This is a genomic window from Salinivirga sp. (assembly GCF_055145285.1).
In genome coordinates this window covers 41,015-64,843 of sequence record NZ_JBSRDC010000046.1, presented here as the reverse complement: position 1 = coordinate 64,843, position 23,829 = coordinate 41,015, and the positions used below count along the sequence as shown (strand labels likewise).

The window sequence follows — 23,829 nt, the reverse complement described above, 5'->3', positions numbered from 1 at the left end:
AGTATGGTTTTGTCCGGAATGTTTTCACGCGGCGAGCGCAACGATTTTCGCGACGAGGGTAGCGGGGGCTGTTTGTTTTTTTGAAATGGGAGGCCGACTCCCAGTCGGCCTCCCATTAGGCCGCATTTTTATGCGTTAAGTAGCTTTAACTAGAATTTAATAAATTAACCGGTCCCGGTGCAATTCAAGCATATTGTGTGTTTTTAGGATGTCAACTGTTTTGTCGAGAAAACGACTAAAAACATCTTTTAATATTTCTTTACCAATATTGCCGGTTTTGACTACAACCAGTTTTTCAGGAATACCATTGACAATATGCGAATAATAGAAATCACTGTCTTTGGTTATAACGATATAATCATTTTCCTTAGAAAAACGATTGATAAAAGAATCTTTGGTTGAGTTTTTTTCAGGTAAATCAGTTGTGTGGATTACTTCCAAATCTTTTTGTAAAAAGATATCTTTTAGAGATGGCGGTAGGTGGGCGTCAAGCAGAAATTTCATCGCCAATAATGTTTATTGTTTTGTTTTTAAGCATTTGATAAGCAAAGGTTATGCAAGCAAGAATATCTTCCTTTTCCAGGTCTTTAAATTCTTCAAGGATACTGTCAATGCTATCACCACCAGATAAATATTCAAGGATACTTTCAACTGTATATCGTTTGTTTCGAATTGTTGGTTTGCCGTGGCAAATTTCAGGATTTATGGTAATTCTCTCTAACATTGCTAATAGTTTATTTCGTACGCTAATTATCAAATGTACCTTATATATTCAGAAAACGCAAATGGGTTGGAAAAGTTTCAACGCAGGATAAAACCGTATTTGGTTGTTTTTCTCCGTATGCTTGCTAAGAGCCATGGAGGCGCTAAGTGGAGTGGCGTTGATTGGCAAAATTCTCTACCAACCGTGTGTTGGGAGTTCGCTCCCCTGGAGCGTTAGTGAGGTGTGGGGAGGCTAAGTGATTAAGTTAATTAGTTGATTGAGTAATTGGGTTGTTTGAGTTGAGGTTGTAGTTGAAAAGTGGCTTGATGCTGGTGCTTTTTCGGGATTGGTTGCCTTCGGATTGACTAAGTTGAGTGGGGTGCAGGGCAGACACGGTGTGTGTTTGCCAATGAATTTCCGGGATGATTTTTTGTTTTTATACAGGTAATTTGTTTACACACGCCGTGTCTTATTTGAGTATGGTCGTGTTTGGAAGGTTTTTATCCGCTATTTGCGATATCATGTTTCAGACCATCACCCTGGCTAAAGCTACAACACGATCCTGAAGGTTTTCCGTGTGCCATTAACGGTTACTTCCAGTGTATGTACACCGCCATTTGGCGATGGATTGGGTATTTGCAGCCGGTTGAGCCCTTTGTTTGCTTCAATGGTTTTATCCATTACTATTTCACCCATTAGGTTGTAAAGTCTTAACCTGGCATTACCTTGATCTACAGCTGTAAAATCGAGGTGCAGTGTGCCGTCTACAGGGTTGGGATAGGGGTTGAAAATTTGCGGCATCTCGCCAAAAATGTAGCTGCAACTGTTGTTGGCTTGCGCCTGGTCACTTTCGTAAATCAGTTCCGTGATAATCCATTCCAGTGTGGTGTTCTCCGGCAACAAATATTGGGTGCGGAAACTGTAGGTTTCTTCTCTGCCCGGATAAATGATGCCACTATATGTTTCGGCAAACATTTGTCCGTTACTGAGCGTTAATCGAAGTTCCGGATTGGTGATGTTTTTGGAACCAATATTGGCCATTTCAACTGACACGTACAATCGGCCCTGATCTATAATGGCCCTGCACTCCATCAATGTACCATCGATAAAAGGTACCAACGCTTCTGTGGTGTCACGGGCAACATTGTAACAGCCATTGTCATCGGTTCCGGTTAAAGTGATGATGTAGGTGCCTTCTGTATCAAGGTTAAGCGTAGGGGCATATGCCTCGCTGAAAAGTGTGTCGTTGAGGGTCCACTGCCATGCAGCAGGGTCAGATAAATTGGCCAATTCAATGGATGCGGGTATGTAAACCGTGTCATTTACAGATGCGAATGCGACCTCTGGGGTTGAGTTTGTGGTGTATTCGTATTCAGAGGTGTCCATACAGCCCGATGCGTTTTGAGCAATCAGTTTGATTTGTTGTGTTCCTGTTTCATTGGTGGTGTAAAATGCGGGTTCACCGGTAATTGTGGTATCTGCGACGAGCCACGTTGTGGTGCCCGATTGTTCCCCTTCGCCCCACGTTGATGCGTGTTGCAGCTCATGGGGCGTGCCTTCACAACCCGATTGGTCGGTGATAATGGCTGTGGGTAGGGCGTGCACCGAAATTTGCTTTTGCAGGGTGTCGGTACAGCCATCACCCAACTGTTGAACGATTAGTTTTACTTCGTAAAGGCCGGTTGAGTCAAATATGTGGGTTGGGTGTTGTGCATCGCTTGCAATGCTTTCTTCGAGCTGCCATTGTGAGGTGTACTGCTGACCCAGGTTGGTTGTGGAGAGGTTGTTGAAATTTACTACGCGGCCAGCACAAGCCGTGTCGTAAGCAAAGTTTGCTTCAGGAGCGGGTTTTATCGTGATGTTGGTGTTCAGCGTATCGGGACAATCGTGTTCTGTGATGGCCGTCAGTTGCACCGGTACTGTGCCGGCTTCGCTGAAGGTGTAAGTTGGCTCAGCTTCGTTGAAAAGGCTGTCGTTTATTTGCCAGGTGTAATTTGTAATGTTGCCATCTACAGAAACAGACTGGTTTTGAAGTTGTAGGGTGGCATTTTCGCATACCTGCACAGGGTTAAAATCCGGTGTGGGCAGTTCATGAATATCGAGCATGCGGGTGGTATCGTTGGCACAACCCTGGTCGGTTTCCACGGTCAGGGTTACGGCTACATCCCCGGTATCTGCAAAGCTGTAAACCGGGTTGATGTTGCTGCTGCTGCCTGTTTCGTTGAAGTTCCAGTTGTGGCTGGTGATGGTGGCCCCGTCATAGGCTTCCGAAAGGTTGGTGAAATTGATGTCTACATCGCGGCACAGGCGGTCGAAACTGTAATTGGCCCGCGGTGCTGTTCCGGCCACATCCACTGTAATGGTATCGTGCGCCACACAACCCAGGGTATTGGTTACCTCCAGGCCAATGGTCTCTGTTTCATCGATGAGGTAATAGGGTTGCGTAGAACCATCGTGCCAAAGAAATTGGCTGGCTTCGCCCTGTCCAACGGCCAGTTCGAGGCGGTTGCCACTGCAAAGTGTGGTGTCGGGGCCCAACGTAGCTGTAGCCGGGAAACTGTCGATGCTCACTGTAACAGGCCCGGGCGACCAACTATTACCCAATGTATCGGTAATGGTCACGCTGTAGGTACCCGCCTCACTGATGGCAATAGCCGAATCACTTGAGCCCGTGCTCCATGCATAAGCATAAGGTCCTTTGGGTTCAAGATCCCACACCAGTGTATCACCCAGACAAATACTACGGTCGTTCCACACATTAAACTCCGGGTAAAACACCCGCAGTGAGTCTGAACTCTCGAACCCGAAAATGTCTGTAACCGTAACAGCATAAGTACCCTCCTCACTCACCGTGAGCGTCGACAAAGTATCATCCGGCCCCGTGCTCCACTGAAAATCGGTAAACCATCCCTTATCAGCCGTGGTGATGGTGGTGTCGGGGAATCCATAATCGACGGTAATATTTGCTCCGAGGTTGACGGGTGGGGCGTATTTGTAGCGGAGGTATTGGTGGATAGAGTCTCGCGTTTCATTGTGAAATTCTCCGGATATTATTATGATTTCTAGGAAATTACCTTGCAACATATCTCCTACACTTAATCTTGCATCTCCTCCAATATAAAAATCTTCTGTCGAGAAAGTTGTATCCATGTTATCATCATGGCTATAATTTATACCCTGGTTGGACCCGTTAATAAAAAGTTCAACCTCTTCTGAAGACTTTGTACGATCATGCGTGGCTGCAACAATCATAAAAGTGTCCTGAGCCGGATATGGTAAAATAGCCTGAGAACGTGGAGGATTACCATTTGTATGAGTTGCATAAAAATCGCCATTATAATCTAATGCGGATATTCCTTTTGCATAATCTCCAAAAACGCCACCAGAAGAGTGCTCGTAGTATCGCATTCCATTATTTGTGGCTGTTTTTTGAAAAATAGAAATAATTGTGACAATTGAATCAAAATTTAGATTTAGGTTTTCTGCGATAAGGTAATCTCTCTGGAATTTCAGGAAAGGAAAATTGTTTATTGTGGGAGAGTCAACTAAAATAGGTTTATATGTGCTATTGCCCTGAACCGCATGATTTCTATGGCCACTAATGTCATATAATGTGTCAACGTATCCGCTTTCTATGTATGTTGAATCGCTGACATACCAGGCCAGCGTTCTGTTTTCTAATGGCATGCCGATATTCAATTTATGTACATCAGAAACCGTGGAATCCTTACACACGTTAAAGGCTTTTACCTGCCAGTTGTATTTTCCATTTTCTGTTGCTGTATGGGTAAAAACGGATGTGTCGGTTTTTATGGTAAAAGTATCACCGGCAAATTCAAACGAATAAAAATGCGTGTTGGCGGTAGCTGACCAGTGGAAATCATTTGTTAACTTTTGTGTATAGGCATTATCTGCCGGGGAAATCAATTGTGGAATATCCGGTGCGGGGGCGCTTTCTATCACTTCAATGTTGCGTGTGATGCTATCTGTACAACCATTTTCCTGACTAGTTTTTAGTTGCATAGAATAAGTGCCACCCGAAGTATAGCTTTTTTGTGGAATGGAGTCGGTAGATGACGTGCCATCACCAAAATTCCAAAGGTAGCTAAGGGTATCGCCCACAGTGGCGGTGCTGTAATTTTCAAATAGTGGACTGTTTTGTACGCATAATATGGAATCGGCGAAGCGAAAACCAAAATCAGCCGTGGGAATGGGTTTTACAAAAATTTCTTTGGAAAGGGTGTTGGAGCATTCGCCGCTATACACGGTCAGTGTTGCATTGAAAGTATCAACCGATGCATACGTGTGGGTTGGATGTTGTAATGTGTCGGTGTTTCCGTCACCAAAATCCCAGAGCCAGGCGCTTAACGTATCGGGCGCCACGGGTACGGATAAATCTGTAAACTGTGTAGCAGCTGCAAAGCACGCCGTGTCTGCCTCAAAATTGACATCCGGTGCTGTACCAATAATATCCACGTAAGTTGTATCATAAGCCTGGCAGCCTCTTGGGTTAGTGAGTAGCAGTGCATAGTTGCCTGAGGTATCTACCACGGTAGTTGAATCAATGCTGCCGGTGTTCCATAAAAACGATGTGCCGGGTTCGGGCAGTCTGTCTAAACCAATCGTGGCCCCGCTGCATTGATAGTTGGTATCGCGCAGAAATGTTTTTGCAGGGAAACTGTCGATGGAAACGGTAATTGTATCACTAATTATTACACAACTATTGGTGTCTGTAACTTTTACTGCATAATCTCCCGTCTCAGTAATGAATATCGCGCTATCTGATGAACTGTGATTGTACCATTCAAAATTAAATGTGTTTGACAACCCTGTGTTCCACTCGATACTATCTCCTAAACATAGATTGTTATTTTTCAGTGTATTAAAATCAGAGAAAAATACTTCAACGGAATCAGAAGATTCGTAGCCCATGAAATTCGTTACTGTTACAGAATATACCCCCGGATTTGAAACTGTAACAGTTGAGGTTGATTCACCTGTACTCCATAAATATTCGTTAAATCTCGACTGTTCTGCATCAAGAATGGTATCGCATAGCGAACTAACATAAATATTTTCACCTAGGTTTACAGGTGGCACATATTTTTGGTTCAGGTATTGTTCCACGATATTCTTTAATGAATCATTTAATGCATCTTCGTAAAGAATAATTTCAACAATATCTCCATTCCAGTACCGATCCGCAACATCCCGGTCATTCCCGATAATATAGTTATTAACCATTTGGGGAATACTTTTGACTCCTGAAATAATTTTAAACTCATTTAATGGATTAAGATCATTTGTTTTTATGGAGTTTACATAAATATTATCGCCAAAGTACGGTGAATAGTCTAAAAGTAAATTTTCTGTACCTGGGTCTCCGTCAAATATAATAGTGGATGATTGTGCATTGAATAGGCCATTGTAAGTAGGGAAAATTGCTGCGCCATTCCACCGGGTGAGAATAAAAAGACTGCCCAATAACGTATTTTGATTGATTAACAGGTTGTCGTCACTGCCATCGAAGCGTACGGCCGGGTAATTGTTTAATACATTGTCGATTAATAAAGGCTGACTGGCTTCTGTTGTTTGAACTGCACTGATGCTGTTGCCCGATATATCGTTCCATTCGGCAATTTCATCATTATTGAGTATAATATTTGAATCTGATTTGAAATGAAACCGTATTTGCCCCAATTCATTCAAATCAAGCAGTGTAAAATGGCTTGTTTTTGACCAATTTGAATAGGTTCCCTCACTAAAATAGCGGACTTTCCAAAACTTTTGGCCCGATGTTAATTCAAGTATTATTGAATCATGGGTTGTGGTGGTATCCAACTCAATTGACGCAAAATTGACATCTGTGGCAACCATTAACTGGTAATGCTCACAATCAACCGAATTCCATTGAAAAAAAACTGTTGTATCGGTGGTGATTGTGTTGTTTTTTGGTAAAATAACTGATTGAGAAAAACTTACCAGTGTAGCAAAATTTATTATAGCTATGGTCAGTAGTAGGCGCATAAAATCTATTGTGTTGATAGCGTTTCTATTATTACAAAAATAAGTTTTTTAATTGATACATACGTACTTTCAACTATGGCGTTCATAAATTTTGATTGATTCATTTATTTTAGTGATGAAATATTTCGTTTATGCAGGTTTGACAGTAGCAAAATCCGTATATTTGCCGATTTAAAACTATAAATTTGAGCATCTTATCATTACTTTTCGTTATTAAAAATCTCTAACACATGGAAAAATCAAAAGAATTCTATAATCAGTTTCAGGAAAAGCTTATAAGAGATTATGTTAAAGGAAACATCCGGATGGAAGCTGCCATAAAAAACAGTTTGCATTTTATGCCGGAGCGTGCCAATACAGTTTTAGATATAGGCTGCGGAATTGGCTGGTCTTCATATGAATTTTACAGAAATAGAGGCGTACAGGTTACCGGGGTAGATTTAAGTGATAATTCCATTGCTGTTGCTCAAAAACTGTTTGCCAATTCACATATAACCTATAAAGTAGCTGACGTAACCTCTGATGACTTTCAGATTCAGAATACCTTCGATTATATTGCATTAATCGATGTGTATGAACATATTCCTATGGCAGACCGGGGGAAATTTAATAAAAGCTTAGCTGAATTACTAAATGATAATTCGGCTGTTTTTTTGTCCTGCCCTTCTGTTTATCATCAGGATTATTTAAGAAAGCATAAGCCCGAAGGTTTACAGCCTGTGGATGAAGATGTGACTGAAGAAGACCTTAAAAAGTTAGCCGATGTAATTGGTGGCGAATTATACTATTTTGAATACCAAAACTTAGGCAGGGATAAAGATTATTTTCATGCTTTAATCACGAAAGGTAAATTTACCAACTTCAAAAATAATAGTTTTGAATTAGAGCCTAAGGAAGGCCGAAAAAAAAGAGTAAAAAATAACTTAAAGAAATATGCTTTTATTACGAGAGAAGGAGAAAATAAGAATTTGCGAGATATTATTCAACTTAGAACAAGATTAAAAAAGCTTATAAAATGGATCAAATAAATTTAGCCATATTAAGTCCCAATCGAAACGCCTATTCTGAAACGTTTATTAAGGCACATGTTGAGAAACTGCAATTCAATAATTTTTTATATGATGGAGGATGGTTACCCGAATATTGTAACGCTAAAAAGATCCTCTCATCAAATTTTTTTATAAGAAGTTTCCGGTATATCTCAAGAAAGTTGTTTAAAAAGACATTTGAAGAAATTATTTCAAAAGCCTTAATTAAGTCGTTCAAAAAAAACAACATCAATGCAATTTTGGCAGAGTACGGCCCTACCGGTGTCGCAATATTACCAATTGCACAAAAGACTGGAATTCCTTTATTCATTTTTTTTCACGGACAGGATGCTTCAAAAAAAAGCCGACTTGAAGAAAATAAAAAAAAATACATTCAACTCTCTAAAGAAGCTGCGGGTATTTTTTTAGCATCACAAACATTGGCTGATAATTTGGTTAAATTGGGATGCTCTTCTGAAAAGTTTATTATAAACCCTTACAAACCTAACGAGATTTTTTTCAATAATAATCCGGATTTTCAAAAACAAAATATATTTGCTGTTGGCCGCTTTACGAACAAAAAAGCACCACATTTAACCATTTTGGCTTTTAAAAAAGTTTTGGAAAAGTTTCCACAGGCACAATTACGCATGGCTGGGTCAGGTAAAGAGCTTTTAGAGGCTTGTATAAGTCTGGTGAAAGCATTGAAAATAGAAAACAACGTTACTTTTCTAGGTGTTTTGACACCTGAGGAAGTTAAACAACAAATGGATGAAGCGTATATGTTTGTGCAACACTCTGTAACTCCTGAAGACGGTGATCAGGAAGGCTCGCCCGTTGCCATTGTAGAAGCCGCAGCATCAGGTTTGCCGGTTGTCAGCACCCGACATAGTGGCATTAAAGAGTCCGTTATAGATGGCCAAACCGGTTATTTAGCCAACGAGTATGATATTGACACCATGAGCCAACGTATGATAGAGTTGTTGGAGGATAAAGCACTCGCCATGCGTATGGGAGAAAATGCAAAACAGCATATAAAGGAGAATTATACGCATCATTTTGAAATTATTGAAAAAGCTATAAAAGCTATAGTTAACTAACTTATGGCCTACACCTCAAACGATAAAATACGATCTGGCGGCCTATGGAGCTTTCTTCAAAACAGCGGTAACCAAATCATCGGTTTTTTGCTGGGCATTATATTGGCTCGGCTGTTGATGCCCGAAGATTTTGGCATGATGGCCATGGTGATGGTTTTTATTGGTTTTGCTGGTTTTTTACAGCAATTTGGCTTTAATGAAGCTTTAATACAAAACCAGAATGTGAATACCAGGGATTATTCAACTGTATTTTGGTTTAATACATTTACAGGAATCATCTTATTCTGTCTGTTTTTTTTTGGTTCAGCTACCATCGGTCGTATCTATGACAATCCGGATTTAAATATACTTACTAAATATTTGGCTGTTAACTTTCTGTTCAATGCGTTAAGTAGTGTGCAGAATACTATTTTGACGAAACAGTTTATGTTTAAAAATCTTGCCATTATTGGGTTAAGTGCTAATTTGGTTATGTACGCGGTCGCCATTCCATTGGCTTTTGCAGGTTATGGAGTTATGGCATTGGTTTGGGGTGGAATTATGCAAAATTTGAGTAAAGCTGTTGCATTATGGGTAATATCTGATTGGAAACCGGTTTTTGTTTTTTCCAGACAATCATTTAAAAAACTTTTTAGATTTGGCATATTTGTTTTTTTGCAAGCTCCTTTGGGTTATATTGAGCGAAATATAGACACTTTCATGATAGGGAAATTATCGGGAGATGCAAGTTTAGGTTTATATAATAAAGCCTATCAAACTATGCTTTTGCCAATAAAAAACATTTCTAATTCATTTAGGCGAGTTTTATATCCAGCTCTCAGTGAAGCGCAAAATGATAATAAGCGAAGCCAAATGTTATTGTTACGGATGTTTCGTGTAGTGGCTTTTGCCAGTTTTCCTATTATGTTTGGTATTTCAGCAGTAGCTGAACCCTTTATAATTGGTATTTACGGTGAAAATTGGGCTGGTACAGTCCCCATTTTACAAATACTTGCTTTAGTTGGGGCAGCTCAAAGCATTATTACTTTTGTTGGTACAGGATACAATGCAAAAGGGAAACCTCAAATTGGATTATACCTTAACCTTGTTAAAACTCCACTTTTAGTAGTTATGTTTTATTTAGGCTATCAAATTAATGGTTTAATGGGGATGGTCTATTTTTACACATTTTTTACAATACTTGTCGGAATAGTTGCGCTTGGCTTTTTATTCAAGTTATATGATATTAAAACCAGTGTGTTTTTTGCTTATCTCGGGCCAACTTTTTTATGTTCTACAGGCATGGCCTTCCTTGTTAAACTATGCAGCTATGCACCATTTATAGTAGGCTTACCCTATATACTACAATTGTTTGTTTTGAGTTTGTTCGGATTTGTTATATATGTTACAGCCTTTATGCTATTACGATTGGATGCCTTTTTCGACTTTGCTAACCAAATTCCCGTGATAAAAAAACTACCTTTGTTGAAGTGGTATTTTAGAAAGTATGGAGAATAATGAATCAGAAAATTGCAATATATACATGTATTTTTGGTGGCTATGATACATTAAAAGAGGACCATAGTGTTGAGCCACCTAAGGGGATTGATTTTTTTATTATTACTGATAATGCTGATATCGAAACATCTTTTTATAAACCTATTGTAAAGCCTATCTTATTCAATTCTGCGCAAAAAACAGCCAGATATTATAAAATAATGGCTCACGTAGTTTTTAAAGACTATGATCATGTTTTTTTTCATGATGGCTCTATTAAGATTAAACTTAATATGATAAGCGAATTAAAAGCATTATTAGGCAGTGCTGATTTCATTGGTTATCATCATCACATACGTAAATGTGCTTATGCTGAGGCTACTAATTGCAAAAGATATGCTTTTGAATATAGTGATATCATAAATCGCCAAATTAAAAAAATGAAGGAGATTAAATTTCCTAAAAAAACGGGGTTGTTTGAAACAGGTTTTATATATCGTAACTTATCGAATCCTCAAATTATAGATTTAAACAAAACATGGTGGCATGAAATAAATGAGTTTTCTACGAGAGATCAGATTTCATTGCCCTATGTGCTTTACCGATTAGGTGTTGATTATAAGTATTTAGCTGGTAAATTGCGGATGAGCCCCTTTTTTGAGTTTAACCAGGCTCATAATGTTACAAGAAACATAAAAATTGCTACAACCCACCAATTATTAGTTTATAAATTATCATTAATCTATTACTTTACAATCAGAAATTATGTTCTAAAAATACACGAGAAATTCAATTTAGTATTTTTTGGAAAGAAGCCTTTTAATCCATAAATCATTATTATATGAAATATACTCCTGAGAATAGCGTAAAAAGCTTTTACGATGACTTTTCCAACCGACAATTAAAGGCAGGAATAAATGAAAGACATAAGGCTATAATAAACCATTTAACTAAAAAAGGACTTCAAAACCATCACAATGTTTTAGAAATTGGTTGCGGAATAGGTACACTTTCCAGGCTTCTTATTAAAAAAATTAAAAAAGGCAGCCTCACTGCAGTTGATATTAGTCCTAAAAGTATTGAAATCGCAAAAACACAGTTTTTAAAATCAAAAAATGTCAGTTTTATTGCAGTTGATGTTACAGAATGGGTGCCGCAGAAACAATATGATGTAATTGTAATGGCTGATGTATTGGAGCATATTCCCATAGAAAAACATAAAGCCCTATTTCAAAAAATCCATAAACTATTAAAACCGAATGGATTTGTAGGCATTAACATACCTAACCCATATTTTCAAGATTATTGCAAAACGAAAGGAATGGAGATGCAAATTATTGACCTCTCTCTACATTTAGATAAAATTGTAAACAATTTGAAAAATACCGGTTTATACATCCATTATCTGGAAAAATATGCTGTTTGGAATTATGAGGGAGATTATCAGTTTATGATTTTTAGGAATGAATCTTACCAGGCTGAATTTCATAATATTGAAAAAAAGAAATCATTTATTAAAAAGGCACTCGAGAAAATTCAATATGAATATAAAAAATTCAAAAAATAGAATTACTTGTGTGTTTTTCTCTTCAAGCTACCCTTATGAAACTACCCTGAAAAGTGAGTTTGAAGTGTTATCAATGAATTTTGATAAAACGTATTATTTGCCTTCAACTATAAAAGTAGGGACTGCTCAGCTTCCTCAAAATGTAATATTAAAAAAGTCTTTAACTGAATTGGATCAAAAAAATATGTTTTCCGCATTCTTTCATTCATTTCGGCTGATTGTACAAATTCTCCTACCCGTTTTGTTTTCAAGAGATATAATATTTTATCTGAAGGGTTTAAAGACGTATATGAATATTCTTTTGAAAAATATCTACAAGGCAAAAAGAATTGAGCAGTTTGTTAAAGAAAGCAACCTGCAAAATGCCATTTTTTACGATTACTGGTTCGAAGACAGCACACTGGCGCTGGCCATATTGAAAAAGCGAGGAGTTATTAACCATGCATTTTGTCGTATCCATGGCTTTGATTTGTATGATGAGCGCTGGAAACAGGGTCGCGTGCCTTTTCGTGCCTTTAAAATGAAGTATTTAGATAAAGTGTTTCCTATTAGTGATTTTGGGCTGGATTATTTGAAAAATAAAATACATCCTAAATATCATCATAAACTGGTGCGGCATTATTTGGGAGTAAAAAAACCAATCGAGAAAACCAAAAGAAAAACAGAAGGAAAATATTTAGTCGTTTCGGCGGCTCGCACTATATCGTTAAAACAAATTCATAAAATCCCCGAGATATTATCACACCTTTCTTTACCAATCCATTGGGTTCATTTTGGGGATGGCCCTGCTTTGGAAAAAGCAAAAAACCAGGCACAAGAAGTGCCTTCAAATATCACGTATGAATTTAAGGGACAGGTTCCAAATGAGGAGGTACTAAAATTTTATAGTGCAAACGAAGTCGACTTGTTTATCTCAACAAGCCAGTCTGAAGGGTTACCTATTTCCATGATGGAGGTTATTAGTTATGGAATCCCGATAGTTTCATATAATATTACTGCTCTGTCTGAAATAGTTACCCGGGAAACAGGGAAGCTTGTTGATATAAGTGCCAGTGATGAAACGTATAGTGAGGCAATTGCCCATATTCTTGAAAACAGAAAAACTATATATCCGCCAGAAAATATAAAAAACGTTTATGCTGTGAAATTTGATTATGAAAAAAATTATACACATTTTGCCAAGCGGTTAATCGAATTATCTGAAAACCATGAATCCTGATGTTTCTGTCATTATTATCAACTACAATACGTATGAGCTCACATGCAAATGCATAGTCTCTGTTATTGAAAAAACACACGATGTCTCGTACGAAATAATTGTAGTGGATAATGGCTCTACTGAAAAAATCAGTAAAACATTTGAAGAACTATTTCCTGATATAATTTTCATAAAAAGTGATACAAATCTGGGTTTTGCCGGTGGTAATAATTTGGGCATACAAAAAGCAACCGGAAATACAATTTTGTTGCTGAATAGCGACACGGAGTTAATTAACGATGCCATAAGCATTGCATACAAAAAGCTAAAAAGTGAACCTGATCTTGGCATAATATCTGGTCAACTCCTCAACTATGATGGAACGGTTCAGAAGCAATGCAACCGAAAAGAAAGTATATGCTTAACACTTGTTGAATTGTTGCGTTTGCATAAACTCATGTCAAAAGAAAAAAGGGGACGGTTGTTGCAGGGAACCTATTTTGATCATGAAAATAGCCTTTATACTGATAAGGTTTGGGGTACTTTTTTTATGTTCGAAAAGTCACTTCTAAAGCAATTTCCTCAACAGAAGCTCCATGACGCTTATTTTATGTATGGTGAGGATGTGCAATGGTGTTATTATGTGCGCTATAATTTAAATAAAAGAGTTTTATATTACCCCAAAGCAAAGATATATCATATGGGCGGCGGCAGTGAATTTAATAAAGACAAAACAGTAATTCAAATCCAACACCGTTACAAAACACTTCGCATTCACCACAACCGGTTTTATTTAATAATCCTCGGCCTTTTAAAGTGGCTTTTAGCCAGTATAGAAGAAATAAAAAATCCCCGGAAGAATATAACCTCAAAAATAATATGGGTTATTTTTGTTGTAGGAAAGGAGAATGAATAGTAAATGGTTGTTTTTTTATTTTTGTAGGCAATCCTGCAAAAGTAATCAAATACCGTTTTTCGGAAGAAAGAATACATAAAATTGAAGAAATGCACTGGTGGGATTGGGATATAGAAAAGATAAAAGCAAATAAAGAACTTTTTATGTGATGATTAAGCAATTAGTAAATAGTATCTCTAAGTTTAGAAAATTCAACCCTCATAAAAATATAATTATTGCGGGTTCGTGCAGGAGCGGCACAACTTGGTTGGCAGAAATTTTATCAAAACTTTATTTTGGTCATGTTGTCTTTGAGCCATTAAGAGAAACGCATCATTCGCAATTTCAGAAAATCAGGTTGAAAACCCGCCAGTATGTGCCAGAAGAAAAGAATTGGCCTGAGCTTGAGCATACTTTTAACTGCTTATTTAATGGCAAAATGATTTCGATAGATAACTTATTGAAGTTTGATATTTTTAAATTAGTTTTTAGTAAACGACAGATTATAAAATTTTGCCATGCAAATTTGTTATTACCCTGGCTCATTAAGCATTACCCTGGATTAAAACCCATTTACATTGTTAGGCATCCGGCAAGTGTAATACTTTCACAAAAAAAACACAAAGATTTAATGGATGGTTTAACTGTTGAAACAGAAAAGGAACAGTTGAAGAAGAATTCACTTTTTAAGAAACAACATATTCCTCTTTTGGAGTCAATCAACTCAAAGACAGAGGCTTTAACTTTTCGATGGTGTGTTGAAAATGTGTATCTACTGGAACATGAAAATAATGAAAAGTGGCTTACTGTAAGCTACGAAGACTTGGTGCAAAATTCACCTACGCAAATCGACCGCATCGCCAAATGGATTGGGTTGCCAATAAAAGAAAGTAGAAAGAATAAAAACTTGTTAAAGCCATCAAGTCGAGCCAGTAAAGACCTTCATCAAGATATTAGGAAACAATTAGACAAATGGAAGCTAGCCCTCACTGAGTCGGAAAAGGCAGAAATATTTAAGATATGTAATTCTTTTGGCATCAATATCTATGATAACTATTTAAAGCTGTCTAAATGAGCCTAGCATATTTAATACTATCACATAAAAACCCAGAGCAGTTAGCAAGATTGATAAAAAAACTAGCGAATCATCATGCTGAATTTTATGTTCATATAGACAAAAAAGGTAATCATAACCAATTTGAGAAGGCCATAAAGGAAACACAAGTTCAAAATGTCCATTTTGTAAAATCGCGCAATGTCTACTGGGCAACCAGATCGCAGACAAATGCCCGATTAGAACTATTGAAAGTAGCCTTCTTTGCCAAAAGAGAATTTACACATTATGTGATGTTAAGCGGGCAGTCTTATCCCGTGAAGCCAATAAATAGTCTGTTAGAATTTCTTCAACAAAATAAAGGTGTTAGCTTCATAGAGCATCACAAACTCCCTTATAATAAATTAGGCAATGGTGGTTTAGATCGCATAAACTGCTATACGTTTCGCATTGGTTCCAAATTATTTACTCACCTGCCCAAAAAATATCATAATACATTTTCAAAAAAAGGGAAAATGTTAAATATGTTATTTGGTTTAATCGCCATGGCAAAAGGGAAAAGAAAAAAGCCCTCTAATGTTACTTTTTATTATGGTATCGACTGGTGGGTTTTGGCGCACGATGCCGTTAAGTATTTAATAAATTTCCTCGAAACTCATCCTGAATACCATAAATATCATAAACATACAAGGCATACTTGTGAAGTATATTTTCCATCCATATTGTGCGGCACTGCTTATAATGGGAAAATTATAAATGATAGTTTACATTTTATGAAATGGAAAAATGACGGCAGTGGAAATCCTAAAGTTTTAATTAATGGCGATTTTAACCAAATAAAACAGTCTGATAAGTTCTTTGCAAGAAAATTTGATGAAAAACTAGATACAACTATCATCAATAGAATAGATGAAGAGTTATTGCAATGAGAAAGACCTTAATCACCATAACCACCTGTAATCGCCTCTCAGAAGTAAAGAAGTACATTTGGGATTATATTGATTTTTGCAACCAAAATGAAAACTTTGACTTTTTATTGAGTTTAGATGGTACAAGTGATGATTATCTTCAGTTTTGCAAAGAATACCAAACCCCGTTGCTTTATTCTAATGAGCGCGAAGGTGTAGGCTTATCAAAAAACCGTGTTTTGAAACAATTCCCGGGTTATGATTATTATTTTTTTATTGAGGATGATATCGAATTGATTAATTCTGCCATATTTAATAAATATATTAAAGCATCCGAACAAACTGGCTTTGAGCATTTGAATCATTTTAGTCTGCATGCTGATACGCATAAGACAAAAAATACTATGCAAACGTCAACTTTTAATGTAGTTTCTAAGATGACTGGTGGCGGCTATTTCAATTTTTTCACAAAAAAAGGTATTGAAGCGGTGGGTGGTTTTCACGATTGTTTTGCAAAAATTAAACGTTATGGACACACTGAGCATACATTAAGATTTGTTAATGCCGGCCTTCAGGAGTATCCGTTTAATGGTATCCGCGAAGCATCAAACGACCTATTGATTCATTTTCCGCCCCATGTAACCCCGGTGGAGCAAAAAAAATTCAAAAATGGCATTTCTGACTATGAACAAAACATGATTGATAAAAAACTCAGCTTTTATCCTATAAAAACCATTTCGCCTTTTCAATTTAATGGGTATGATATGAATTTCAATTCCAGGGTGCAAGAATTTTTGGAAAAGCATAAAAAGAAATACCCGTTGACAACCGGAAAAGCCAGGCGAAAAGCTTTGGGTGAATATTATTTTTTCAGGTTTCGTGCTACAAGTGGTATCCAATCATTGGGTTGGTTATTGCTTGCAAATTTGTTGTACCCTCTTCATCCTGATTTTAAGCATTATTTAAAGGTAAAATTCTTCAAAAATGCCAAATAACCCGCTCGTCTCCGTCATATTACCCTGCTACAACGCCGCTCATTTCCTGCCCGAGGCGTTAGATTCTATTATCAACCAAACATACCGGAATTTGGAAATTCTCTGCATAAATGATGGCTCCACCGATAAAACCCCGGAAATACTCGAAAACTACGTGAAAAAAGACAACCGCATACGGGTAATCCACAACCAAACCAACTTAAAACTAATCCGCACCCTCAATAAAGGTATTGATTTGGCCAATGGAGAATACATTGCCCGCATGGATGCAGATGATGTTTCGTTGCCGGAGCGCATCGAAAAACAGGTGGCGTACATGCAACAAAACAGTGTGGATATGGTCAGCACCTTTGCCGATTTTGTTTCAGAAACAGGTAAAATAACCAAGGGAATGCGTACAGTTTATACGACATATCCGTACACATTCTTTTACACCTTTTTTATTAACCCATTTATTCACCCAACGGTTTTGGCCAAACGTGCTGTCTTAAAGGAGAACAAGTATTCAACTGAACCAAACGCTCTGCATAACGAAGATTATGAGTTATGGACACGCATTTTACGCAAAGGTTATAAAATTGAAATACTACCCGAAGTACTCTTGTTGTATCGGTATAATAGCGAGAGCGTTTCATCGCAAAATGTACAGTTGCAGTTGGATAATTTTACCAGGAATTTACAAAAGCATATAAACAAAACATTACAAATTGAGATCAGAGAAAATTTTGCTGCGCTTTTGACTTTTAATCCATCGGGTGTATTCCAGGTTTTGAGTATGTCGGATATTACTGATATGCTTAATGTAATTATTGAAAGCTCTGTAACTAATTTTCATGTTAATAAAAATATACTTCAAGCTATCACCCAAAGACATAATCGCCGTCTCAGGCTTTTTTTATTTCGTAATCATCCGGCTTATTTAAACAAATTTGTATATTTTATTCAGATTTTAATGCACTTAAGAGCCCATTATTTAGCACGAAAAAAACTATAGTGTATACTATGAAAGAATTTAGAAAAGTTGACATTATGATAATCGGTGCTCAAAAAGCAGGCACCACCTCTTTAAAGAACTATTTAAATGAGCATCCGCAGATACTTGGGCATTTAAGTACTGAATTTCCTTATTTCATTACTGATAATATATATGAAAAGGAGTATAAGGAAATATTTAACCAATACTTTACCGAAGGGAATATTGAAACGTACAAAAAAGTAGCAGCGAAGGCAGTTGGAATGTCCTATAATGAAACTGCCATAAAGCGGCTTTATGAACATAATCCCGATTGTAAGCTTGTTTTTATAATAAGAAATCCCACAGCACGCACATATTCTGCCTTTAACATGGAATTGGCTAATGGCTGGTTGAAAAAAAACTTTGATGAGTTAATAAAAGATGTCAGACTAGGTAAAAATAGAAGTAGGCTTTACCGCCTTTTTATCGGATTAAGCCAATATCATAAACATTTGAACATAATATGGAAATATTTTCCCCGCCAACAGGTTAAAATTATAACTTTTGACAAGTTAAAACAGCAACCGGTTGAGGTATGTAAGGATATTTTCGAATGGATAGGTGTTGATAGTAATTTTACACCCAATACAGAGGTTGTTCATAATAAAACAGGAAAAGCCAAATCATCTAAAATTTCTGCTATACTTACAAGTTTGCGGAATAACAACAATCTTGTAAAAAAGGCTGCCAAGTGGCTTTTGCCTTACAAATGGTTTACGCGTATTGGAAATTCAATGATAGAGTTTAATAAAAGCAAACAAACCTACGAACCATTAAAACCAGAACATAAGAAAATTCTCGATGACCATTTTTACCCAATGATTCAAGAATTGGAAAAAGAAACCGGGCTCAATTTAAGCCATTGGTATAAAGAATCATAATTGCTGGCTTTCTTCTTCTCCCTGTTTCCTCCTACTCTCCCTCGTCCCACCTTCGGCAAATCAGCATCTTTTGAGCCATTAGAAGGGAGCTGTATTACCTTTGCAAAACACCTTGCAGCTTCAAGTTGCAGATGGTCAGCACTTTATTGAAAAGCCAAATGTTTTGAATAGCCATTGTTTATACGCAACGCACCGCTAATTCCGAAATTGGCCAAAAGATAGTAAGAGCAATAGCGATGTAGCGAGGAGGTAAATTGTTTGAGTTATTGAGTGATTGAGTAAATGAGTAATTAAGTGATTAAGTTGATTAAGTGAATTGAGTTGATGGTGTACAAGTGTGTGCGGGGGTGCACTGCTTCATTTGTCTTCATTTCTTAATGGTTAGTTTTTTTCGTGCCTTTCGTGGTTTTCGTTGTTTGTGAGTGAGTTAATTGAGTTGATGAAGTGGATTGAGTGATTAGGTTATTGGGTTTGTCGGTTTGGATGTTTATAGGTTGGGTGTATAGGGTTGATGGGTATGTTATATTGTCATATTGCTATAAGGTTATATTGTTTGGCGAAGGTAACAGATGCGCTTCTTCATTTGTCTTCATTTCTTAATGGTTCAGGTTTCAGGTTTCAGGTTTCAGGTTGGTTCGGGCAAAGGCTTTTCTGGTTTTTGGCGGGTAGCAGGTAATTGGGTATTGAGTTAATTAAGTGATTGGGTTAATTGAGTGGATTAAGTGATTGGGTTGATTGGTGGGGTATATTGCTATATGGTTATATTGTTTGGCGTAGGTAGCAGATACGCTTCTTAATTTTTCTTAATTACTTAAAGGTTAAAAGCTACTTCGTGTCCATTCGTGTAATTCGTGGATTTATTTCTCGCTGAGTTGCGCAGAGTTTTTTTCGGGCTTCATGTTTCAGGTTTCAGGTTTCAGGTTTCAGGTTACTTCGATAAAAGTTTGCCAGGATTTTGGCGGGTAGCAGGTAATTGGGTTGATTGAGTTAATTAAGTGATTGGGTTAAATGAGTGGATTAAGTAATTGAGTTGATTGGTGTGTCATATTGCTATATGGTTATATTGTGGCTTAGATAGCAAATGTACTTCTTAATTGCTTAATAGTTAAAAGCTTCTTCGTGTACATTCGTGTAATTCGTGGATTTATTTCTCGCTGAGTTTCGCGGAGTTTTTTTCATTCTGTATCATGATTATAATCTACAACTTTACATGTACACTTGAAATTGTACACACCCCAAATCAGTGATGCGTCATTCCGAGCGCCAGCGAAGGAATCTCTATCAAACTTCCGCTGCGGTTAATTGGAACAGATCGCTTCTTCATTCCTACGCAATGACAACTCTGAATGCTTGGTACGTATTTTTTCTCGCTGAGTTTCGCTGAGTTTCTTAGCGAGACTTTGCGGTGTACTTTGCGGGACTCTGCGAGAGGTTTTTTTATCGTTGCGTTCGTTGCGATAATCGTTGCGTCCGTGGCGTGAAATTATTTTTGGTTGCTTCGGGCAATGGCTTGCCGGAATTTTTAACGGGCGCCGTTCAAAGTGGAGTAGATTGAGTAATTGGGTTGATGGGTATGTTATTGTCATATTGCTATATGGTTATATTGTTTGGCGTAGGTAACAGATACGCTGCTTAATTTTTCTTAATTGTTTAATGGCTATATTTCTTCGTGTCCATTCGTGGAATTCTTGGATTTATTTTTCGCTGAGTTTCGCGAAGTTTTGCGCTGAGTTTCGCGGAGGTTCTTAGCGAGGCTCTGCCTTCGGCGATGCTTCGGCAGACAGGTCTGCGGTGTACTCTGCGGGACTCTGCGAGAGGTCTTTTTCATGTTTCAGGTTCAATGTTTCATGTTTCAAGTTTCAGGTTACTTCGATAAAAAGTTGGCGAGAGTTTTGGCGGGTAGCAGGTATTTGAGTTGATTGGTTAATTAGTTAATTGGTTGGGAGTTTTGTACGTTGCGTTCGAAAGAGAATCGCTGCGAGTGTTTTGCTATATTGTTATATTGCTGTATGGTTTTTAATGCCCTCTTCATGGTTCTTAATTTCTTACTGGTTAGGTATTTTTTTCGTGCTTTTCGAGTATTTCGTTGTTTCTAAGGTTTGTGGGAGTGTGTAGTTGATTGGAGGAATTAGTTAATTGGTTGGGAAATTTGTGCGTTGCGTTCGAAAAAGAATCGCTACATGCATTTAGCTATATTGTTTTGAATTCCTGCTTCATACTTCTTACTGGTTAGGTTTTTTTCGTGCTTTTCGTGGATTTAGTTGTTTATAAAGTTGGCGGGTGTGTGTAGTTGATTGGGTGGATTGGTTAATTGGTTAATTGGTTGGGAAGTTAGTACATCGCGTTTGAAAGGGAATCGTTGCGTTCGTTGCGAGAAAAAACGGCCATTTCGATACGCTCAATCTATCCCACTTGCTACTCATTGGCCATTCGATTCGCTCAACCTCAATGACCATTGGAGTGACATAATTCTAAATTTATAATATTACAGTAGTTCACTGAGTAGCTCTTTGGGGGAGCGCGAATCGAAGAGAACGGTTGCTTTAATGTCCGCAATTGATCCCACTTGCCACTCAAAGGCCTTAAATTTTTAGAATCATTAAGGATTGAAGAATAGCCCGGAAAACGTTAACTTTGTTTTCTAACCAAAAATTAAAAGAGCAACATGCAACCCACCCGTCAACAAGCATTTGAACTTTTACAGAAGTATAACCAGAATCCCGGCCTTATTAAACATGCGCTGGCTGTGGAAGCCACCATGCGGCATTTTGCCCGGCATTTTAACGAAGATGAAGAAAAATGGGGCGTCATTGGTCTTATTCACGACCTGGATTATGAGCAATACCCGGAGCAGCATTGTACCATGACCAAAAAAATCCTGGAAGAAAACAGCTGGCCCGAAGACTACATTCGTGCTGTAATGAGTCACGGCTGGCAAATCTGCACCGATGTGAAACCGGAAACTCTGCTGGAAAAGACGCTTTACGCCATTGATGAACTTACCGGATTGGTTACAACTTCGGCATTGGTGCGACCCTCGAAAAGTATTTTGGACATGAAGGCCAAATCCGTAAAGAAAAAGTGGAAAGATAAACGTTTTGCCGCCAAAATAGACCGTTCCATCATCGAACGTGGTTCCGAAATGTTGGACATGGAGTTGAGCCAGATTATTACCCTCACCATCGAAGGTATGGCCAAAATTGCTGATCAGTTGGAGCTGGACGGGCGTTTGGCATAAGTTGTCCTTACCTGCGTTGAAAATTTCACTGCTGCAATTGTTGTGGCCAATGCTGGCCTGAGAGACGTTCCACGCGATACTTCGACAAGCTCAGCAACAACTTCGACAAGCTCAGCACAATGCGTCGCTGATTTTCCGAAACCGATAGTTAAGGTCGCTTCGGTTGGGCAATTTTCTATGATTTTGGCTGCTCGGCAGGGAGTTTAACTACAAAGATGCTGCCTTTTCCGGGCTCGCTTTCAACCTCGATTTCTCCATTATGGCGGTCAACAAATTCTTTGCACAGAATTAGCCCAAGGCCGGTGCCTTTTTCTTCTTCGGTACCTGGGTTGGACTGATTGGTGTCTATTTGGAAAAGTTTCGCCTGAGCTTCGGGCTCAATGCCTGTTCCCTGATCTTGTACTTTTAGAATAACCATGTCGATGTTTTGCGTAATAGAGATTGTAATAGAGCTTTGGCGATAGCTGAACTTAATGGCATTGCTGACCAGGTTTCGTAGAATTGTGTTAAGCATGTTGTAGTCGGCTACAAGTGATATATCCGATGCAATGGTAGATTCAATTTTTATTTCTTTACTTTTTACTGGTTCTTCGAAAAACATCAATACAGCGTGGAACAAATCATGTATATTAATTTTTTCAGGTTTGAAGCTAATTTTGCCTCTTTGTGAGCGCGACCAATCCAGTAAGTTCGAAAGCAGTTCACCTCCACTACGAGCAGTGGAATAAATGGCGCGGGCATACTTTTCAATGTTGTTGTATTGACCTTTTTCGACCTGGCGGAGCATTAATTCGCTAAAGCCCATAAAGGCTGTAAATGGATTACGTAAATCGTGCGATATAATACTGAAAAACTTGTCTTTTGTGGCCATGAGATCCTGTAACTTATCTTCTTTTTCTTTTTCAGAAGTAATGTCATAGGTGAAACCGTAGGCAAACATATCATTATCCCGTTGTTCTGCTTTGCCACTGGAAGAAAACCAGGCAATTGTGCCATCACCTTTTTTTACTTTATAGCGCACGGTGAGTGTTTTACCGGGGTTTTCTACGCCGGCTTGTATGGTCTCCTTTATCAATGCATTATATTCAGGTAATAAATAGCTTAAATATTTTTTCCAGTCATTGTTTATGGTGCCCGACGGCAAATTTAGTAACTGATCGGCCGAACCTGAAATATAGGTTTCCGTTATTTCGCCATCGTTTGTAATTTTAGCCTTCCATATTGAGTTGGGTATCGAGTGTGTAATTACATCCAATTCCCTGATTTTTTCATTGAGTTTATCTTCTATAATTTGTTGTTTTGTAATATCCCTTAACGCTGTTACCCTTATTTTTTGACCATTATGCTCAATGTTTTTTGCCTGAATTTCGCAAGGCAATGTACTTCCATCTTTTCGCATGGCCAGTACTTTGTATGGTTGTGCAAAATCTTCCTGCATTTTTTTGGCCACAAGCTTCCTGTCGTCCGGATGTATCCAATCTGTTCCCGGCCGCCCAATGGCTTCATCATCCGTATACCCAAAAAGATCCCTGGCAGCCTGATTTTGGGCAATACAAATTCCTTTTTTGGAAAGGAACAGAGCCTCAAAAGAGAGCCTGGCAAACAGAGAATCTAAATTTTCATTTTGTGCCATAGGTTCACATTTGGTTTCGTGGAAAACAGCAAGGTTCATAACTGCTAGCCGCCTACAATATATGCATTGCGATGAGTAAATGTCCACGTATTATTAAGGGGTTTTTAAGGT

Annotated in this window: 17 protein-coding genes; 13 read left to right on the top strand and 4 right to left on the bottom strand. The window is 38.0% G+C overall.

All coding sequences use genetic code 11. The features are described from left to right. Positions 1–156: 156 nt before the first annotated feature. The 3 genes from ACTB0Y_RS09105 to ACTB0Y_RS09095 all read right to left on the bottom strand — a co-directional run bounded on the left by ACTB0Y_RS09105 (position 157) and on the right by ACTB0Y_RS09095 (position 6,730). Positions 157–504, bottom strand: coding sequence for a DUF5615 family PIN-like protein (locus ACTB0Y_RS09105; protein WP_463206502.1), 348 nt, complete (start codon positions 502–504; stop codon positions 157–159). After that, a complete protein-coding gene (locus tag ACTB0Y_RS09100) occupies positions 488–724 on the bottom strand; it encodes a DUF433 domain-containing protein (RefSeq protein ID WP_463206501.1) in 237 nt (78 codons plus the stop codon). The genes ACTB0Y_RS09105 and ACTB0Y_RS09100 overlap by 17 nt, the downstream gene beginning before the upstream one ends. A gap of 528 nt (positions 725–1,252) precedes the next feature. Beyond that, complete coding sequence (locus ACTB0Y_RS09095; RefSeq protein WP_463206500.1) at positions 1,253–6,730, bottom strand: PKD domain-containing protein; 5,478 nt, start codon at positions 6,728–6,730, stop codon at positions 1,253–1,255. Between the two features lie 230 nt (positions 6,731–6,960). On the opposite strand from ACTB0Y_RS09095, the gene ACTB0Y_RS09090 reads away from it, so the two are divergent. From ACTB0Y_RS09090 to ACTB0Y_RS09030, 13 genes are all read left to right on the top strand, one after another. Then, positions 6,961–7,758 (top strand): class I SAM-dependent methyltransferase, encoded by a 798-nt coding sequence (locus tag ACTB0Y_RS09090; protein WP_463206499.1) that lies wholly within the window; start codon positions 6,961–6,963, stop codon positions 7,756–7,758. Further along, positions 7,746–8,858: a glycosyltransferase gene (locus ACTB0Y_RS09085; RefSeq protein WP_463206498.1), complete on the top strand. Its 1,113-nt coding sequence runs from the start codon at positions 7,746–7,748 to the stop codon at positions 8,856–8,858. Before ACTB0Y_RS09090 ends, ACTB0Y_RS09085 begins: the two co-directional genes overlap by 13 nt. 3 nt (positions 8,859–8,861) lie before the next feature. After that, entirely contained in the window at positions 8,862–10,355 is a 1,494-nt protein-coding gene (locus tag ACTB0Y_RS09080; protein ID WP_463206497.1) for a lipopolysaccharide biosynthesis protein, read from the top strand. Beyond that, on the top strand, positions 10,355–11,164 hold the full coding sequence (locus tag ACTB0Y_RS09075) for a glycosyltransferase domain-containing protein (RefSeq protein ID WP_463206496.1): 810 nt from the start codon (positions 10,355–10,357) through the stop codon (positions 11,162–11,164). The genes ACTB0Y_RS09080 and ACTB0Y_RS09075 overlap by 1 nt, the downstream gene beginning before the upstream one ends. Before the next feature lie 11 nt (positions 11,165–11,175). Then, positions 11,176–11,901, top strand: a complete 726-nt coding sequence (locus tag ACTB0Y_RS09070) for a class I SAM-dependent methyltransferase (protein WP_463206495.1) — start codon at positions 11,176–11,178, stop codon at positions 11,899–11,901. Positions 11,902–12,190: 289 nt separating this feature from the next. Then, positions 12,191–13,120, top strand: coding sequence for a glycosyltransferase (locus ACTB0Y_RS09065; protein WP_463206494.1), 930 nt, complete (start codon positions 12,191–12,193; stop codon positions 13,118–13,120). Further along, positions 13,110–14,015, top strand: a complete 906-nt coding sequence (locus ACTB0Y_RS09060) for a glycosyltransferase family 2 protein (RefSeq protein WP_463206493.1) — start codon at positions 13,110–13,112, stop codon at positions 14,013–14,015. The genes ACTB0Y_RS09065 and ACTB0Y_RS09060 overlap by 11 nt, the downstream gene beginning before the upstream one ends. 148 nt (positions 14,016–14,163) lie before the next feature. Further along, complete coding sequence (locus tag ACTB0Y_RS09055) at positions 14,164–15,069, top strand: sulfotransferase family protein (RefSeq protein ID WP_463206505.1); 906 nt, start codon at positions 14,164–14,166, stop codon at positions 15,067–15,069. Then, entirely contained in the window at positions 15,066–15,977 is a 912-nt protein-coding gene (locus tag ACTB0Y_RS09050; RefSeq protein ID WP_463206492.1) for a beta-1,6-N-acetylglucosaminyltransferase, read from the top strand. Before ACTB0Y_RS09055 ends, ACTB0Y_RS09050 begins: the two co-directional genes overlap by 4 nt. Beyond that, positions 15,974–16,951, top strand: coding sequence for a hypothetical protein (locus ACTB0Y_RS09045; RefSeq protein WP_463206491.1), 978 nt, complete (start codon positions 15,974–15,976; stop codon positions 16,949–16,951). The genes ACTB0Y_RS09050 and ACTB0Y_RS09045 overlap by 4 nt, the downstream gene beginning before the upstream one ends. Beyond that, positions 16,941–17,945 carry a glycosyltransferase family 2 protein gene (locus ACTB0Y_RS09040; protein ID WP_463206490.1) on the top strand — a complete coding sequence of 335 codons (1,005 nt, stop codon included), beginning with the start codon at positions 16,941–16,943 and terminating at the stop codon, positions 17,943–17,945. Before ACTB0Y_RS09045 ends, ACTB0Y_RS09040 begins: the two co-directional genes overlap by 11 nt. A gap of 8 nt (positions 17,946–17,953) precedes the next feature. Then, positions 17,954–18,847, top strand: coding sequence for a sulfotransferase domain-containing protein (locus ACTB0Y_RS09035; protein WP_463206489.1), 894 nt, complete (start codon positions 17,954–17,956; stop codon positions 18,845–18,847). Positions 18,848–21,512: 2,665 nt separating this feature from the next. After that, entirely contained in the window at positions 21,513–22,085 is a 573-nt protein-coding gene (locus ACTB0Y_RS09030) for an HDIG domain-containing metalloprotein (RefSeq protein WP_463206488.1), read from the top strand. A gap of 175 nt (positions 22,086–22,260) precedes the next feature. Here ACTB0Y_RS09030 and ACTB0Y_RS09025 read toward each other — a convergent pair whose 3' ends face one another. Beyond that, the gene (locus ACTB0Y_RS09025) at positions 22,261–23,718 is read right to left on the bottom strand and encodes a sensor histidine kinase (RefSeq protein ID WP_463206487.1); all 1,458 of its coding nucleotides are present in this window, start codon (positions 23,716–23,718) and stop codon (positions 22,261–22,263) included. Positions 23,719–23,829: the final 111 nt, after the last annotated feature.

What these genes read in the sequence shown, in the direction of transcription:
- ACTB0Y_RS09080 (WP_463206497.1), top strand. Translation starts at nt 8,862, where the DNA reads ATGGCCTACACCTCAAACGATAAAATACGATCTGGCGGCCTATGGAGC.
- ACTB0Y_RS09060 (WP_463206493.1), top strand. Translation starts at nt 13,110, where the DNA reads ATGAATCCTGATGTTTCTGTCATTATTATCAACTACAATACGTATGAG.
- ACTB0Y_RS09030 (WP_463206488.1), top strand. Translation starts at nt 21,513, where the DNA reads ATGCAACCCACCCGTCAACAAGCATTTGAACTTTTACAGAAGTATAAC.
- ACTB0Y_RS09025 (WP_463206487.1), bottom strand. Translation starts at nt 23,718, where the DNA reads ATGGCACAAAATGAAAATTTAGATTCTCTGTTTGCCAGGCTCTCTTTT.
- ACTB0Y_RS09035 (WP_463206489.1), top strand. Translation starts at nt 17,954, where the DNA reads ATGAAAGAATTTAGAAAAGTTGACATTATGATAATCGGTGCTCAAAAA.
- ACTB0Y_RS09095 (WP_463206500.1), bottom strand. Translation starts at nt 6,730, where the DNA reads ATGCGCCTACTACTGACCATAGCTATAATAAATTTTGCTACACTGGTA.
- ACTB0Y_RS09045 (WP_463206491.1), top strand. Translation starts at nt 15,974, where the DNA reads ATGAGAAAGACCTTAATCACCATAACCACCTGTAATCGCCTCTCAGAA.
- ACTB0Y_RS09100 (WP_463206501.1), bottom strand. Translation starts at nt 724, where the DNA reads ATGTTAGAGAGAATTACCATAAATCCTGAAATTTGCCACGGCAAACCA.
- ACTB0Y_RS09085 (WP_463206498.1), top strand. Translation starts at nt 7,746, where the DNA reads ATGGATCAAATAAATTTAGCCATATTAAGTCCCAATCGAAACGCCTAT.
- ACTB0Y_RS09050 (WP_463206492.1), top strand. Translation starts at nt 15,066, where the DNA reads ATGAGCCTAGCATATTTAATACTATCACATAAAAACCCAGAGCAGTTA.
- ACTB0Y_RS09105 (WP_463206502.1), bottom strand. Translation starts at nt 504, where the DNA reads ATGAAATTTCTGCTTGACGCCCACCTACCGCCATCTCTAAAAGATATC.
- ACTB0Y_RS09055 (WP_463206505.1), top strand. Translation starts at nt 14,164, where the DNA reads ATGATTAAGCAATTAGTAAATAGTATCTCTAAGTTTAGAAAATTCAAC.
- ACTB0Y_RS09040 (WP_463206490.1), top strand. Translation starts at nt 16,941, where the DNA reads ATGCCAAATAACCCGCTCGTCTCCGTCATATTACCCTGCTACAACGCC.
- ACTB0Y_RS09065 (WP_463206494.1), top strand. Translation starts at nt 12,191, where the DNA reads ATGAATATTCTTTTGAAAAATATCTACAAGGCAAAAAGAATTGAGCAG.
- ACTB0Y_RS09075 (WP_463206496.1), top strand. Translation starts at nt 10,355, where the DNA reads ATGAATCAGAAAATTGCAATATATACATGTATTTTTGGTGGCTATGAT.
- ACTB0Y_RS09090 (WP_463206499.1), top strand. Translation starts at nt 6,961, where the DNA reads ATGGAAAAATCAAAAGAATTCTATAATCAGTTTCAGGAAAAGCTTATA.
- ACTB0Y_RS09070 (WP_463206495.1), top strand. Translation starts at nt 11,176, where the DNA reads ATGAAATATACTCCTGAGAATAGCGTAAAAAGCTTTTACGATGACTTT.